The 16280-nt window shown below is 57.5% G+C and carries 13 protein-coding genes and 1 riboswitch; of the genes, 2 read left to right on the forward strand and 11 right to left on the reverse strand.

Going from position 1 to position 16280, the window contains the following annotated elements; all coding sequences use genetic code 11:
• Positions 1–37: 37 nt before the first annotated feature.
• The 7 genes from PKC29_03410 to PKC29_03440 all read right to left on the reverse strand — a co-directional run bounded on the left by PKC29_03410 (position 38) and on the right by PKC29_03440 (position 10678).
• Positions 38–343 carry a hypothetical protein gene (locus PKC29_03410; GenBank protein HML94460.1) on the reverse strand — a complete coding sequence of 102 codons (306 nt, stop codon included), beginning with the start codon at positions 341–343 and terminating at the stop codon, positions 38–40.
• A 77-nt stretch (positions 344–420) separates the two neighbouring features.
• Positions 421–783, reverse strand: a complete 363-nt coding sequence (locus tag PKC29_03415) for a hypothetical protein (protein ID HML94461.1) — start codon at positions 781–783, stop codon at positions 421–423.
• 23 nt (positions 784–806) lie between these two features.
• Positions 807–2729 (reverse strand): response regulator, encoded by a 1923-nt coding sequence (locus PKC29_03420; GenBank protein HML94462.1) that lies wholly within the window; start codon positions 2727–2729, stop codon positions 807–809.
• Positions 2722–5250 carry an ATP-binding protein gene (locus PKC29_03425; protein ID HML94463.1) on the reverse strand — a complete coding sequence of 843 codons (2529 nt, stop codon included), beginning with the start codon at positions 5248–5250 and terminating at the stop codon, positions 2722–2724. The genes PKC29_03420 and PKC29_03425 overlap by 8 nt, the downstream gene beginning before the upstream one ends.
• On the reverse strand, positions 5250–8039 hold the full coding sequence (locus tag PKC29_03430) for an aminotransferase class I/II-fold pyridoxal phosphate-dependent enzyme (protein HML94464.1): 2790 nt from the start codon (positions 8037–8039) through the stop codon (positions 5250–5252). Before PKC29_03430 ends, PKC29_03425 begins: the two co-directional genes overlap by 1 nt.
• Positions 8040–8155: 116 nt before the next feature.
• Positions 8156–8252, reverse strand: a riboswitch (cyclic di-GMP riboswitch).
• 266 nt (positions 8253–8518) lie between these two features.
• Positions 8519–9589, reverse strand: a complete 1071-nt coding sequence (gene aroC, locus PKC29_03435) for a chorismate synthase (protein HML94465.1) — start codon at positions 9587–9589, stop codon at positions 8519–8521.
• A gap of 105 nt (positions 9590–9694) precedes the next feature.
• Entirely contained in the window at positions 9695–10678 is a 984-nt protein-coding gene (locus tag PKC29_03440) for an SDR family NAD(P)-dependent oxidoreductase (GenBank protein HML94466.1), read from the reverse strand.
• Between the two features lie 165 nt (positions 10679–10843).
• On the opposite strand from PKC29_03440, the gene PKC29_03445 reads away from it, so the two are divergent.
• Positions 10844–11482, forward strand: coding sequence for a hypothetical protein (locus PKC29_03445; protein HML94467.1), 639 nt, complete (start codon positions 10844–10846; stop codon positions 11480–11482).
• 89 nt (positions 11483–11571) lie between these two features.
• Here the strand turns inward: PKC29_03445 and dnaB are convergent, their stop codons facing one another.
• The 4 genes from dnaB to nuoE are packed head-to-tail and all read right to left on the reverse strand — an operon-like array spanning position 11572 to position 15549.
• On the reverse strand, positions 11572–12930 hold the full coding sequence (dnaB, locus tag PKC29_03450) for a replicative DNA helicase (GenBank protein ID HML94468.1): 1359 nt from the start codon (positions 12928–12930) through the stop codon (positions 11572–11574).
• Between the two features lie 56 nt (positions 12931–12986).
• On the reverse strand, positions 12987–13664 hold the full coding sequence (locus PKC29_03455; protein HML94469.1) for a metallophosphoesterase family protein: 678 nt from the start codon (positions 13662–13664) through the stop codon (positions 12987–12989).
• Positions 13665–13689: 25 nt separating this feature from the next.
• The gene (locus PKC29_03460; GenBank protein ID HML94470.1) at positions 13690–15024 is read right to left on the reverse strand and encodes a glycerate kinase; all 1335 of its coding nucleotides are present in this window, start codon (positions 15022–15024) and stop codon (positions 13690–13692) included.
• A gap of 51 nt (positions 15025–15075) precedes the next feature.
• The gene (nuoE, locus tag PKC29_03465) at positions 15076–15549 is read right to left on the reverse strand and encodes an NADH-quinone oxidoreductase subunit NuoE (GenBank protein HML94471.1); all 474 of its coding nucleotides are present in this window, start codon (positions 15547–15549) and stop codon (positions 15076–15078) included.
• Between the two features lie 169 nt (positions 15550–15718).
• Between nuoE and PKC29_03470 the strand changes: the two genes are divergently transcribed.
• Complete coding sequence (locus tag PKC29_03470) at positions 15719–16183, forward strand: TerB family tellurite resistance protein (protein HML94472.1); 465 nt, start codon at positions 15719–15721, stop codon at positions 16181–16183.
• Positions 16184–16280 lie beyond the last annotated feature (97 nt).

Raw genomic sequence — 16280 nt, forward strand, 5'->3', positions numbered from 1 at the left:
AATGGTACATAAACCCGTTAAACGGTCAAAACGGCCGTCAGCCGGCGGCGGACGCCGCCTCGCCGGGGAAGTGCCTTGCCGCCATCGGGTCCGAGTCGAGCTCGGAGGCGAGGTAGCCTATCTGGTACTGGTCGCCGGGATAGAAGTAAAGGCGCGTCCCTTCGGGGGTTATGAAGTAGAGGCCGTCCTTGTATGTCCCGTCCGGAAGCTCGACTTCGTAGACAGGCACTGTTACGGCCCCGGAGCCGATGTTTACGAGCCGCCTTTCGTCCCTCAGCTTCCTTAATCCGCCGGCCAGGTTCCATATGCTGGGGAAGAGTTGTCCCTTGACGATAAGCTTCATTTCGAATTTCTCCGGGTTCCTCTGATGATGGGGGTAAAGAGATTATACCCCGGGCTCGGGGTTTGAAAAGCGCCCCGCTACGACTCGGTTATCTTTACTTCCGTTATCATCCCGACGCAGGTCATTATCATGTCGAGCCGCTTGCTTCTTTCGTGGACGTATCTCGTTACCAGTGCGCCCCCGCAGCGGGCGCACTTCGCGCCCTCGCCGCTGCCGTTCTCGTCCCTTGCGCCGCATTCCGAGCAGAAAAGGTCCTTCTCATCGTACCAGGCCAGGTGGGAATAGATAAGCTCGTTGAGGCCCCTCTTGCCGAGCGACCCCGACCATTCGGCGAGGTCGTCCGTTATGGACGCCCTTTTTTTCTCGGGGACCTCTCCGAAGTCGCCCGAGTATATCTCGTCGTCGTTTACGAATATGGTGAATCTGTAATTTCGGGTCATGGAGCTATTATACCGCACGCAGCTTACCTGCTCGCGGCTTCGGCCCCGAGTACCCTGCTAACGGCGTTTTGTATCTGATCGACGGAGAAGGGCTTTTTGATAATGTTGTAAGAGCCCTCGTCCGAGAGCTCGTCAGGGAGCTGCTCCTCGGGCCTCGCGCTTATTATCACGACGTTCGCGTTCCGGTCTATGGCCTTTATTTCCCTGAGGAGCTCGAGCCCGTCCTTGCTCGGCATGGAGAAATCCAGGAACATTATGTCGAAGTGGTTCTCTTTCAGGAGGTCGAGGGCTTCCTCGCCGCTCCCCGCCGTGATGACGTTGTGCCCGGTGCTGGTGAGGCATTCCTTCACTATGTCCCTTATGAATTCCTCGTCGTCGACTATGAGGACGTTCCCCTTCCGCCTGAGCTCTATCACCCTCCCGCCCGGGTTTTTTCCCGGCGCGGCCTCGGACTGCTCGGATGCCTTCGGCGCGGACTGCACGTTGGGGAGGTATATGGTAAACGTCGTGCCCTTGTTTACCTCGCTCGACACCTCTATCCGTCCGCCGTGTCTTTCGATGATGGCATATATGACGGAGAGGCCGAGCCCGGTCCCGTCCCTGGGGCCTTCGCCCGTCTTGGTCGTGAAGAAGGGCTCGAATATCCTCGAAAGATTCTCCGGGGATATGCCGACGCCCGTGTCCGAAAAATCGATTCTCACGAAGTCGTCTGCGAGCTTCGTGCTTATGGCTATGGCGCCGCCGTTGGGCATTGCGTGCTTGGAATTTATGGCGAGGTTTAAAAATACCTGCTGCAGCTCGCCCAGGTTGAGCCTTATCGGAGGGACGTTCTCGTAGCTCCGGAGTATTCGTATCCCCTCCGTGTCGAACGTATGCTCGACGAGTCCGAGGGCGTCGTCTATGACGTTCTCTATTTGCGATACCTGGAACTTCTCGCCTTTCTGCCTCGAGAATGAAAGCAGCTTGTTCACTATTTCGACGGCCCTGTCGGAGGCCTTTTCTATGATGTGGAGGTCTTTCTTTATGCTTTCGAGGTCGTTCCTCGTAAGGGCGAGGCTCGTGTAGCCGATTATCCCGGAGAGAATGTTGTTGAACTCGTGCGCGACGCCGGCCGCGAGCTGTCCCACGCCGGACATCTTCGCCGAATGTATGAGCTGGGCTTCGAGCTTCTTTTTCTCGGTAATGTCCTCCGTCGCGGCGATGACCCCGAATATCTCGCCCGATTCGAAGTCGCGGAGCGGCGAGAGGGAGACTTCGAGGAACTTGCCTTCGTACTTTATTTCGTGCTTCGTGGAGTAGGAGGTGTCGCTCAGTATCTTGGGGATTATCGTCTCGAAATTTATGCCCTGAAAGAGCCAGCTCAGCTTCTCGCCCCTGCATTCCTTTCCGAATATCTCGGCGGTCTTGGGATTGGAGCTCACGATGACGAGGTCACGGTCCGTCGTTATGATGCTCTCTATCGTGCTGTTGAGTGTGTTTTCGAGCTCCCTGTTCCTTTCCCTGACCTTCTTCTCGAGATTCGTGTTGAGTTCCTTCAGGTCTTTAAGGAGCCGCGTGTTTTCCTTGTAGAGCTCGTACCTGTCCGCGGCGTGCTCGATCACGCTCTTTAGCTTTCCGTAATCGAGTGGCTTGATCAGGTAGTCGAACGCCCCGTTCTGGACGGCCTCGACGGCCGTCTCGAGCGATGCGAACCCGGTCATCAGAATTACGGGTATGTTCGGGTCCTTGTTTTTTATCTCCTCCAGGAGATCTATACCGCTCTTGAGCGGCATTTTGATGTCGGAAAGCACGACGTCGAACCGGGTGGTTTTCAGAAGCTCCGCCGCTTTTTCGCAGTTGTTGGCGACAAGGACGTCGTACCCCTCCTTGGTCAAAATGTCGGAGATGATTTTCAAAATGAGCTGCTCGTCGTCTACGACAAGAACCCTTTTCAGATTCTCAGCCATTCGCCTCTCCTACCTTAATATTAAGATTATTTGCGGGAAGTTCAATCGTGAATACCGTGCCCTTGTCTTTCTCCGAGCTCACTATAATCCGGCCGGAATGCTTCTCGATTATCTTGTACGCTATCGAAAGGCCGAGCCCGGTTCCCATGTCTTTTTTCGTAAAAAATGGATCGAAAATGCGCAATATATCCTCATTGGCTATGCCGACGCCGGTGTCCTCGAAGCTTATGCATACGTTCCGGGACGGCGTCGGGCCCGAATCCGAGTACCCGAGCGACGTCTCGACTACGAGACTGCCGCCCTTCGGCATCGCCTGTATCGCATTCAATATGATGTTTATGAAAACCTGCCAGAGCTGGTTCGGGTCCGCCATTATAAGCGGGATTCCCGGATCGAGCTTCGTCGAGAGCTTTACGTCGTTGTCCGAGAGCTGCTTCCTTACGAGGATGACCACGTTTTCGAGAACTGCGTTTACGTCCACTTTCTCGAAATAGGGCGGCTCCGCCTTCGAGAACTTGAGAAGGCTGTCGATGAGCCTGTTCGTCCTGTCTATCTCCTGCTTGATGTAGTCGAGGTACTCCCCGACCGTCTCGGAGTTTTCCTCGTTGACCATGTAGGTCGAAAGGTAGTAGCGCGCGCCCTCTATTATGTTGAGCGGGTTTCTTATTTCGTGGGCCACGCCGGCCGCGAGCTGGCCAATCGCGGACATCTTCTCCGCGTGTACGAGCTGGGTCTGCATATCCTTGAGCTCGACGTTCGTCCTTTCGAGCTTCTTGGCGTAATCCTCGACGAGCTTGAACGCGAGCGCGTTTTCTATGGCTATGGCGCTCTGGTTCGCGAGTATTCTGAGCAGGTTCACGTCGCGGGACGTGTAGGAGAGCCTCGATTTCTTTTCGCCGAGGACTATAAAGCCTATGAGCTGCCTCTTGAAGAAAACGGGCACGAAGAGAGACGCCGTGAACCTGTCGAACTCGTCCAGGAGCTCCTCGGAATCCTGCCTGTACCTGTCGTCCGAGATGAGGTCTTCCCTGAAAAGCTCCTTTTTCTGCTGGTTGAGCTCGCGGACGAGGGCGCTGTCCTCTCCTATCGGCCCGGCCGCCCCGGCGGGGATGTCGCTCCCGTCCTTGACGTATGCTTCGTATGCGCCGGTGTCCTGGTTGTATATGTAGACGAGGACGGGCGAGGCGAACATCGTGCTCTCGATTATGGAGATTATCTTGTCTACGATCTTGTCCAGGCTGAGGAGCGAGGTCATCGCGTAGCTGACCTCTTCGACGGTGCGCTTGTAGTCGTATTTCTTTCTGAAGAACGTGAGGTCCACGAAGTCCTGTATGCGGTTCTTGAGCGGGTTCAGCGCTATTACCAGAAAGGCGCTCAGGACGACGAAGAAGGCGGGGTTGCGCCAGCCGCCGTACCGTGCGAAAACGACGTTGAACGCGAATATCGTAAGGGCCGACATCGCGACGACGGCCCCGGTGAGGAGGCCGTACGTGAGAGCCTTCTCCAGTATGACGTCTATGTCGAAGAGCTTGTGCTTAACTATGGCGTACGCTATCGACAGCGGGAATATAACGACCGGAAGCGCCATAAGGTTGTACGGCATGTCTACGTTAAAGACCGTAACGCCGGCCGCAGCCGCGGCGGGCACGAGGAGGCCGAATATACATCCGAGCAGGATTATCTGGGCCCTCTGTTTCGCGAGGGCCGAGGCCGGGTGGCGATAGGTCATAAGCGAAGAGGCCGGGAATATGAACGTGCTCAGGACGACGTACATCCACGTCGCCGTGTTTATGTATTTCCAGACGTCGTATGAATGGAAGAATATGAACTGCAGTATGAAGAGCATCGCCGAGATGAACAGGAACACCAGCGATACGATATTCTGAGCCGACGCCTTTATGCGGGTATCCGACGGGAATATGAACATGAGGTGTATGCCCGCCACGGGGCTGAAGACCCAGGCAAAGAAGATAAGCTGCTCCAGGATGTGAGACGCCTGCGCGTCGAAGGAGCCCGTGAACCAAACGCATATGGCGGCGCAAAAGAGGAAGAACGCCCTGCTCTCGCGGGCATTGGGCTTTGTCCTGAGAACGATGGCCCCTATTATGAAGAACACCGCTCCCATGAGGAATATAACGCCGAACATCTGTATGAAGTCGCGGGCGGTGAACGTCTGAACAGGTATGCCGACCCTAAAGCTCGAGCCGTTTCTTTCTATCGTGTATTCGACGTCGGTCCCTACGGGGAGCGCGTCGGTAATGCCAAGCAGCTCGTCCGGGCTGTTTATGCGGACGCCGTTTGCCTCGAGAACCCTGTCCTTGAACCTCATGAGCTGCTCGCCGTTCTCGACGCCGGGGGTTATGTCCGTTACGACCATGTTGCCGTAAAAGAAAAACCCGGGATAAGACCTGCCTATCCAGGTGATTCCCAGTACGAGATTTCCTATGCAGAATATCAGCAGAAGAAAGGCCAAAACGCTGAAAGCCGATTTCTTCAGCCTGTCCTTGTCGGTAGCCGGCATTACTCTATTTCTGTTAACCCCTTATAGTTATCTTTCGCCTCTATCTGCTTTCCATACACGTCCCAGTGGATGTCCACCCTGCCGCCCAGCTTTTCGACCATGCGCCGCGAGCCGGGGTTGTCTTCGAGGACCCACGTGCCGGCGGCTTTCTCGTAACCCTTTTCCATCATCGCCGCGCATACGCCGGCGAGGAGCGCCGTACCGAGCCCGGAGCCCGCGTATTCCGGCAGGAGCCCCTCTATCATGAGAACGCCTTCCTTTATGCCCCTCATATTGAGAGGCAGCTTAAGGAGCCTGTGTGCTTTCATCTCGCCGTCGAGTCCCCTGAAGACGGGGGCGTACTGCGGGAATCCGCCTATGAAGCCGACTGTCTTTCCGCCCGCCTCGGCCACGAGCCAGAACTCGGGCTTTATGAGCGCCTTGAACTCGTCCGCTATCTCTATGAATTCGTCGTATTCCAGGGGGACGTTGCCCCAGAGGTAGGCGAGCGAGCGGTTAAAGACGTCGACGACGCCCCTGACCTCGCTCTCCCACTCGGATTTTTTCATCTGCCTTATCTTGACGCGGTGGGCCTTGAATCCCTTTGCGTATTTTTGTATCCTCGCGGCGTTGTCTTCGGACATGAAGTCTATCGTGTAGTGAAGGAGCTTCTTTATGGGGGCCATCCCCGCGGCCCTGAAGTAGTCGTGGTAATAGGGCTGGGTGTAAACCTGGAGGAACGACGGCACCTTGCCGTAATTACTCGAAAGGAGCCCGCCGCCGAAAAGGCCGAATATGCCGTTTACGGGGCCTATTATCTGCCGCACCCCTTCTTTTGCGAGGAATTCCTCGGCCGCCGCGAAGAGCCCGCCGACGGCCTCTTCCTTGAACGGCAGCGCTTCGAAGAACCCGACGAAGCCCGCCTTCGTGTTGTGAAAATCGTTGTAGTAGTTGTCGATAAAGGCGCTCATCGTCGCGACCATGCGGCCGTTTTCCTCGGCGACGAAGCGTTTCCCGTATACCTTCCTGAAGTAATAATAATCGTACGAGACGAGCTTTACCTGGTCCTTTATAAGGAAATACGGCACCCAGGCCGGGTAGTCCCTGTAAACGTCCCAGGAAAGCCTGACAGACTTTTCCATGTCTTCCGGCGAAGATATCTCCCTTACGTTATACCTCGCGCCCTCGGGGATATTCCTCACGGGCGCGCTGCCTATGACGCCGAACTCCTTCCCGAGGCTGCCTATTATGTCGAGCGCCTCGTTCATGTCCTCCATCGTATGCGTGGCCATCATGCTGAATCTGAACCTCTCCTGCCCCTTGGGCACGGCAGGGTGGGGGATGGCATTTACGTAGAGGCCCGCTTCGTGGAGCCTCCTGCTCATCTTCTTTTGCTTGAGCTCCTCGCCTATGAGCACGGGTATGACGGCCGTTTCGCTGGGGCCCGTGACGAATCCGAGCGCCTTCAGGCCCTCCCTCATGTACTTGATGTTGCGCCAGAGGCTGCGGTGGAGCTCGACGTCCGTCTCCATCACCTCTATCGCCGCCAGCACCGACGCCGCCACCGAAGGCGGGAAATTCGACGAGAAGAAAAAGGACCTCGTGTAATAGCGGAGATAATTGACGACCTCCTTCGTCGAGGCCACGAAGCCCCCGATGCCGCCCAGGGACTTGCTCAAAGTGCCCATGACGATGTCCACGTCGCCGGGCTCCATCTTGAAGTAGTTCGGCGTGCCGCGTCCCCTGTCGCCTATTACGCCCGTGGCGTGGGCCTCGTCCACCATCACTTTCGCGCCGTAGTGGTGGGCCACCTCCGTTATCTGGCGGAGGGGGGCGATGTCGCCGTCCATGCTGTATACGCCGTCCACTACCACGAGTTTCCCGTTGAAGTTGTCCCGGTTTCGCTTGAGGACGCCCTCCATGCTATCGACGTCCGAGTGCTTGAACGTCCTGAACTTGCCCATGGACAGCATGCAGCCGTCTATGATGCTCGCGTGCGCGAGCCTGTCTATGACGGCAAGGTCGTCGTTCTTTACGAGGGCCTGTATGCATCCGAGGTTGGTGACGTATCCGCTGGGGAAGATTATCGCGTCCTCGCAGCCCTTGACCTCGGCGAGCTTCATTTCGAGCTGCCTGTGTATGTCGTATGTGCCCGCGAGGAGCGGCACCGAGCCCGCGCCCGCGCCGTATTTCTGAAGGTTTTCGAGCGCGATCTTGACGACTTTCGGATGAGAGGTGATGCCGAGGTAGTTGTTGCTGCCCATCATTATCATCTCTTTCTTCTTTCCGGTGAAGTCGTCGTCTATGATCACCCTGTTGGCCGACGGGGAGGCGAGGGGCCTTCTGTACCTGATGTACCCCTTGGATTCCATGTCGAGCTTGTACTGCCAGAATATTTCGGTTTTCTTGAAGAGGTCCCTGTCGGGAATGTCGGTGAAGTCCGAGAGGTAGTACTCGTCGGAATTGAGCTTGTTTTCGTTATTGGCGATGAAGTTTTCGAGCTTCATCCTGTCCGAATCGTATAGGTTTACGAACTTGAGGCCTATCCCCGCGGGCAGGTCGCCTTCGGGTTCGACTCGCTTGACCTCGCAGTAGACTTTTACCGGGAGCGACCATTCGGAAAGGTCGCATTCGACGAGGAGCTTCGTGCCCGGGGTATAGCTCTCGTCCGTTTCGACGAAGAGCCCATCGAGGGATAGATTCCTGGCTGTGCCTATAAGCTTTCCGGTATTTCGGGAATAAACCTTGAAGCTCGCCGGGACGCGGTCGTTTTTGCGACGATCCTTGTTCTCCCTGATTACAATACCCATGCTGTCGCCTCTTTGGGTAGCTAAATTTGCCAATATTCTTTAATATACTTAAGAATATTGTTTACAGCTTTTGTATAATTATCATCGATTATTGCAATTATTGCAAGTTGTCTACTGTCGGCAACCCAACCGCCATAGACGCCCGGTTACAGGACCGCCCTTAGGCTTGAGGCTTTGCGTCCCGCGCTTTCGCGCGGTTTGCCTTTTTCGAAAGGAGTATCCCCATCTATTTGGGAAGTCTAGTGCAGTTTGTAATTAGTTTCAATACATTAGGCGTAATAAATAAGCAGACCTCGTGAACGGGGAACGGACGGCGGGTGTAGAAACAATGTTAACGGCTTGTAGTCCAAACACTGACCGTGAAGTGTAATACGAGACGCACGTATAATGTCGCGGGACGTGCTCCATCACCACACGAACCAGGAGTGAATAATCCGGGGCAGATATAGATAGGGGCAGATATTGATAAAGGGGCTGCGTCAGATCCTGGCCGTTCTCGACATTAGAAGATGATCGGCGAGCACCAGGTTGACCATGGCCTCGGCTATGGGGACTGCCCTCGGGCAGAGACACGGGTCGTGCCTTCCCTTGACCACCAGCTCCTTCGGGTTCCCCCACTTGTCCACCGTCTTCTGTACCTTCGATATGGATGAGGTCGGCTTTATGGCTATGCGGACGATAAGGTCCGCCCCGTTGGTTATTCCCCCGAGGAGGCCCCCAGCGTTATTCGTCTTGAACGCGAGCTTCCCGTCCTTGTCCTTGTAGAGGAGGTCGTTTACCTGTGAGCCCTTCTTCTTCGACGCCTCGAAGCCGAGCCCGACTTCGAACCCCCTTATTCCCCCGAGGCTCATGAGCGCCGCGGCGAGGTCGGCGTCTATCTTGTTGAATACGGGGCTCCCGAGCCCGGGGGGAAGGCCCCTGGTTATTACCTCGACCGTCCCGCCTATGGAGTCCCCCTCGCGCCTCACCTTGTCGATGAGCTCTATCATCTCGTCCACTTTGGACGCGTCGGGGCACCTGACTATATTCCTTTCTATCTCGTCGAAGTCCGTTTTCTTCGCGACTATCTTCCCGACGCTCCTGACGAAGCCGCGGGTGGTTATGCCCTGGAGGCCGAGTATCTTCTTCGCTATGGCCCCGGCGGCGACCCTGCCGACCGTCTCCCTGGCCGAAGACCTGCCGCCGCCCCTGTAGTCCCTGAATCCGAAGCGGGCATCGTAGGTGAAGTCGGCGTGTCCCGGGCGGTAGGTGTCTTTTATGTCTTCGTATGACTTCGATATCGCGTCTGTGTTCCTTACGAGCATGGATATGGGCGTGCCGAGGGTCTTTCCCTCGAATACGCCGGAGAGTATCTCGACGGTGTCGGGCTCCTTACGCTGGGTCGTAATCTTGCTCTGTCCCGGGCGTCTGCGGTCCAGTTCAAACTGCACGTCGGCGGGCGAAAGCTCGAGCCCTGCCGGGCAGCCGTCTACGACGACGCCCACGGCGGCGCCGTGCGACTCGCCCCAGGTCGTTATGCGAAACAGTTGTCCGAAGGAATTTCCCGGCATAAACGAAGATTATATTAACGGGCAATCGGGCACAAATAAAGAGAGCCTCTAAAACGGTGCCGTAAGTGCTCACACCTGAAGCGCGCGCGTCGCCGCCGTCAGCGGCTAAAGATACCCGTGCTCCCTGAACCAATTGACCGTCCTCTCTATCGTCACTTCGAGCGGGACGGGCTCGAACCCGAGCTCCCTTACAGCCTTGGAATTATCGAAGTACCAGAAGTGCTTCGAGCCCTTTATGGAGTCGATGTCCATCGCGACGTAATTCGGCGCGGATATGCCGAATATCTTCTCGGCTATGTAGGCACCGGCGTAGGCGAGGGGGTAGGGAATCTTGAGCTTCGGCCTCGGGATTCCCGTCACCTTCTCCAGCACCTCGAAGAGCTCCTTGATGGTTATGTTGCGGTTACTCAGAATGTACTTCTCGCCGACGCGTCCCTTTTCCGCGGCGAGGAGATGTCCCTCGGCTACGTCCTCGGCGTCCACGAGATTAATCCCGCCGTCCGTGTATCCCGGGAGCCTCCGCTTGCAGTACCAGAGTATTATCCCCGTCGTCGATACGTAAACGTCGCCCGCCCCTATGACTATCGAGGGGTTGACGAGGACCACCGGGAGGCCTTTTTCGGCGAATCTGAGCGCCTCCTGCTCGGCGCGGTATTTTGACAGTATGTACTGGATGTCGGTGCTTTTCGGGTCGAAGGGTGTGTTCTCGTCGGCGAGCTCCTTTCCTGGCCTAAGCCCTATCGCCGCGACACTGCTAGTGTAGACGGCCCTTTTCACACCGGCTTCGAGGGCGGCCGTGAATACGTTGTTCGTCCCGCCTACGTTCACCTCTTCCATTTTCCTGTAATCGGCCTGCTTGAACGAGACGAGCCCGGCCGCGTGGTAGAGCGTGTCGCATCCCTCGATCGCCTTCCTCACGGATTCCATGTCCGTAACGTCGCCGTATACCCTCTCGGCGTCGATGTCGTCGATGTTGACGGTCTTGCTCGACTTTCGGACGAGTATCCTCACCTCCTCGCCCCTTCGGGCGAGCTTCCTTGCGATGTGCGAGCCTAAAAATCCCGTGGCCCCCGTGACGAGAACAGGCATGACGCGGCCTCCTTTAGGTGTGTGAAGACTCATATTACTACACCCGCCCCCGAAACACAACGCGGCCGTCCGCGCCTCCCCCGTGCGGGCGCGGATTTCGGGTGCGGTGGATTGAGAACGCCGTATATCAGGGTATATTACTTCTCACGACGGGAGAGAAACCGGATGGACCTCGAAGAATTTCTTAAAGACAGGGAATACGAGAAGGGAGAGGAGAGGCTCGAAAGGGCGCTCTTTATCGCGAAGAGGGAATGGGATGGCGTCAGGACATCGCTCCGCAGCGCCGGCGACATCGGGGGCTTCGACAAGTCCGACTTCATGATAGGCGTAATAGAGGAAGACGTCATAATAAGGCGGCCCCTCGAAAGCCCGACGAAATCCGTTTCCGGCTACTCGCCCACGTACTACCCGATGTACTTCGTCAAGAACCTCATCAGGATGGACGAAAAGCTCTCCGAAAAGGGATACAAGACCCCCGAGGCGCTCTACGTCTACATCGAGCTCGCCACGCGGGCGGCGGAGAAGCTCGGCCTCGAAGGGACCTTCTCCATGGCCTTCGGCGCCGGGTACGCGAGCGTCCGGACGGGCTGGATCGCCGAAAAGGGCTTCCCCGTCGAGAGGAAAATATTCGCCGACGCCTTCTTTTACGGCAGGAAGAAGGACTACGCCTGGGACCCGGGCTGGAGCTCGGTGAACGAAAAGCTCGCCGGGCTCTTCGGCAAGTTCATGTCCTGGCAGAAGGACGAGAAGCTCTTCAGGAAAGAAGTCAAGTCGCCGGCCGTAGTAGTGCCGATGCTGGTCTGAATCGCCGTTACCGGCGGAATAATAACTCTACATCGAATTACGGAGAATCTCGCGGGTTTTTCGGGACCGCTCACGTAGCGGACACTTTCCTACATCGCCTCGTCGTCGTATGTCTCGTCCCTGTCCTTGAATGTAGGGACGCCGCGCGAGCTGTCGAGGAACGTGAGCTTCACCGTGCCCACGGGGCCGTTACGCTGCTTGGCTATGATGAGCTCGGCAAGGCCGTCCCTCTCCTCGTCGCCCCTCTTGTACGCGTCCGCCCTGTGTATGAACATGACGAGGTCCGCGTCCTGCTCTATAGCGCCGCTTTCTCTGAGGTCCGCGAGCTGCGGCCGCCTGTCGGCGCGGGATTCCGTCTGCCTGCTGAGCTGGGATACGGCTATCACGGGGACGTTAAGCTCCTTGGCGAGGGCCTTAAGCGAGCCCGATATCTCGGCTATCTCGCGCTCCCTGCTCTCGGACCGCCTGCTCCCCCGCATGAGCTGGAGGTAATCGACGATTATGAGGTCGAGCCCCTTGTCGCGTTTCTGGCGCCTCGCCTTGGCCCTTATTTCGAGGACGGTTATGGCGGGCGTGTCGTCGATATAAATCTTCGCGCGGCTGAAGTCGTCCGCCGCCTTGACGAGGCTTTCGAGCTCCTCGTCCTTTATGTACCCGCTCCTTATGTGCGAGTAGCTGACGACGGCCTTCATCGAGAGCAGCCTCAGCATGAGCTGCTCCTTCGTCATTTCGAGAGAGAATATGCCGACGGACCTGTCCGCGTGAAGAGCGGCGTTCGAGGCGATGTCGAGACAGAAGGACGTCTTCCCGAGCCCGGGCCTCGCGGCCACGATGACGAGGTCGGACGGCTGAAGCCCCGTCGTCATGTAGTCGAGCCTCTCGAACCCCGTGGGCACCCCCGAGACGAGCTCCTTTCTCGCGTGGAGCGTCTCTATTATGTCGAGCGCCGCCGAGGCGAGGTGCCTCGAATCGTAAAAGCTCGGTTTTATCTTGTTCTGAGCAATGTCGAGTATCGTATGCTCGGCCCTGTCTATGAACTCGTCTATGTCTATGCCGCCGTCCTGGCCGCGGTGGGCTATGTCCGTCGCCGCAGTGACGAGATTTCGTATTATCGCCTTTTCCCTCACGAGCTGGGCGTAATAAGTGACGTTCTCCGTCGCGGGTACGAGCTCCGTAAGGTACGTCAGATAGCTGCTCGCGCCGACGTCTTCGAGCTGGTTGCCGTTGTTTTTAAGGTGGTCGAACAGGGTGAGGAGGTCTATGGGCTTGTTCTCCCTGTCGAGCTCTATCATGGCGCCGTAAATGATTTTGTGGGCGTCTTTATAGAAGTCGTCCGGGGTCAGCACCTCCATGACCTGGTTGATGGAAGTGCTCTCGATGAGTATCGCGCCGAGCACCGCCTGTTCGGCCTCTATATTCTGGGGAAGTGAGCGGCTGAGCATCTCCATAGCTTGTATATTAAAACACCAGTCCTCCTTTTTTCAAACAAAAATGTCCCGGGGCCTCAATAACCGTAAGACAGCCTCTCGGCGAGCCGCGGGTCGAGCCCGCTTCCGGTTATTTTCCTCTGGGCCGAGCGTATGTCGTATTCGGCGCGCCTGCGCTCGATACCGGATTCGGTATCGTAGACCAGAAACGCGGCGCGGGGGTCCCTGTCGCGCGGCTGTCCGACGCTCCCGGGGTTTACGAGCCGCCTCCCCGGCCCGGCGGGGGATTCGTGGTCCGCCGGGACGTGCGTGTGCCCGAAAAAGCAGAGCCTGTAATCGCCCATGAGGCCGAACTCGGGCTCGGCGTCCCGGTAGGAGAGTATGTATTTGTCCGGATCGGATATAGCGCCGTGCACGGCCAGAAAATCCTCCGTCTCTATCCTGTCCGGGAGCCCGGCGAGAAAATCCCTGTTCTCGTCCGTGAGCTCGTCCCTCGTCCAGAGGACGGCCTCTCTCGCCGCCTCGTTGAAATTCCAGGGCTCCGTCACGCCCGCCGCCGCGGCGTCGTGGTTCCCCATGACGGACGGGATTTTCCTCTCCTTTATTATATCGGCGCATGCGTTCGGGTCGGCCCCGTAACCGACTATGTCGCCCAGGCATATTACGGCGTCCGGGCGGAGAGAGTCTATCTCCGCCAAAACGGAGAGGAGCGCTTCCAAGTTCGCGTGTATGTCTGATATTACGGCGTATTTCATCCGGCCGCCTCCGTGGCCTGGGGGATTATCCTATAATGACAATCCCTATATCCATCACGTTGGTGCCCGTGGGGCCGGTGAAGATGAGGTCGCCGAGCTTGTCGAAGAAGTCGTAGGAGTCGTTCTGGGCGAGGTGCTCGCGCGCGCTCACGTTCATCGCCCTTGCCGTGAGCCTGCTTTGCCCGTCGCATACCGCGCCGGCGGCGTCTATCGGGCCGTCGATGCCGTCGGTGTCGCAGAATAGCCCCGTGATGTCGTGTCCGATTATCTCCATGGCGAACGAGAGCGCCGTCTCGGTGCTCCTGCCGCCCATTCCGACTGCAGTGGAGCTGTGGACCGTGACAGTCGTTTCGCCGCCGAATATGATGCAGGCGGGCCTTGCCGCAGGGATGTCGAACCTCTCGACGTCGAGCGCTATGGCCGCGACTACCTTGGCCACCTCCCTCGCTTCGCCTCTTATCTGCGAGGAGAGGAGGAGGGTATTGTATCCGAGCTCTTCGGCCTTTTTCTGGACTGCCTTTAAGGATTTGAAGTTGCTGCCGACGATGAGCGTCTGGACCTTTTCGGGGTCTATCTCGCCTTCCTTCAGCGTCTCGGGGACGTTCCCCTGGCGGCCTTCTTCGAGGTGGACGACGACGTGCGGCGGCAGCTTGTGCTCGATGCCGAGGGCCTCGATTACGCGCCAGGCGTCTTCGAACGTCGTCGGGTCGGGCACCGTCGGCCCCGATGCTATGGCGTCCAGCCTGTCGCTTACCGCGTTCGAAAGGAGGAGGGTTATCACCCTCGCCGGGAGCGCCTTTTTAAGGAGTCCCCCGCCTTTAATCTGGGAGATGTGCTTCCTTACGGCGTTTAAGCCGTACTTGTCGACGCCCGACCTGAGTAGCGTTACCGTCGCCTTTTCCTTGTCTTCGATGGATATCCCCGGGACGGGCAGGGCCAGGAGCGCGCTCCCTCCGCCGGATATGAGGAATATGACGAGGTCCTTCTCGCCCGCGGTTTCCAGGATCGCGACGACTTCCTTCGCGGCGTTCACGCTCCTTTCGTCCGGTATCGGATGGCTCGAAAGGTAGAATCCCAGCTTGTTGTAAGGGTTTTCGGGCTGCGTATTCGAAACGACGAGACCGCCCGTGAGCCTGTCGCCGAGGACTTCCTCGATCGCCTCGGCCATCGAGCTCGCGGCCTTGCCGAACGCGATGACGTATATGGATTCGTGCTCGTCGAGGTCGTACTTTGCCGAATCGACCATGAGCGTCGAGCCCATGAGCCTCACGTGGTCGAGTACACATTTCTTCGGGTTGGCCGCTTCGACGGCCTCTTTATACATTTCGAGAGCGTGCTCTCTTGTCTGTTTGAAATCCATGCCGAGTGTCCGGCCGCGCCGCCGTTATGTTAATCACCCATGGCGGGCAGGTCAGTCTTTTCCGAGCTCGTCCAGGAGTTTGTCCACCCTTTCCCGCGTGAGATTCTCTTCGAGCGTGTCGTCGACGAGCATCACGGGGGCGGTGCCGCACGACGCGAGGCATTCCGCTTCCATGAGCGTTATCTTGCCGTCCGCCGTGGTTTCGCCGAACTTCACCCCCAGCCGCTCGCACACGTGGTGCTCCATCTGCTCCGCCCCCCGGAGGGCACAGGCGAGGGTTCGGCACAGCCATATGACGTGCTTTCCTACGGGCTGCCTGAAGAACATGGTGTAGAAAGTCGCCACGTTCTGGACGCTCGAAGGGGGAAGGTCCAGCATCTCGGCCGTCTTCTCCATCGATTCGTTGGAGAGATGACCGTACTCGTTCTGAATCTCTCGCAGGACGGGTATGAGGGCCGATTGCTTGGTTTCGGAAGAAGATATTATGGCGTCGAGTCTCGCTCTCAGCTGCTCTGGGAAAGTCATGGCCGTTAGCTCCGGAATTTGCTCAGATAATGTTACATGGTTTGGACCTCTTCGCAAGATTCCGGCGGGCGGAGGGGGCGATTATTTGACTAGCCGCCTCATGTCCAAATAATATTGATAAATTCGGGCCGTCCCGTCATTTCCGTGGCCGGCCGGCGAGGGAGAAGAGATGCTGAGCGTATTCAGAAGACTATTCGAAGGCGGCGGAGGGGCGGACGGCCGGGCCGAATCCGGCCCCGGCGACAGGGTCAAGACAGCCACCTGCGTGATACTTTTGGAGGCCGCGACAGCGGACGAGACCCTTTCCGAAGAGGAGAGGGCGAAGATCGTGGACGTTCTTAAGGAGAGGTTCTCCATGACGGACCGGGAGGCCGGCGAGCTTATTGCGGGCTCGGTCGCCGAAAGGAAGGACGCGACGGACCTCTGGCACTTCACCAGCATCATAAACCGGAGCCTCGGGAACGACGAGAAGTACGAGATAATGGAGCTCGTCTGGGAGGTGATCTACTCCGACGGGACGCTCGACAGGTTCGAGAATTACGTCGCCCGTAAGCTCCTCAACATGCTCAACATCGACCATTCGAAGTTCATCGAATTAAAGCTCAGGGCCAAAAGCCGGGCGGGGGCGGAGTGACGGGACTCCTCCGGCCGTTACCGGGCGCCTCTCGCGCACGGTTTATTAACCGTCGTTAAATATTCGCTTTCTTATCCCGAGAGTCGCAGATAAAATA

Source organism: Thermodesulfobacteriota bacterium, from assembly GCA_035325995.1.
Classification (GTDB): Bacteria; Desulfobacterota_D; UBA1144; order Nemesobacterales; family UBA2774; genus JADLGH01.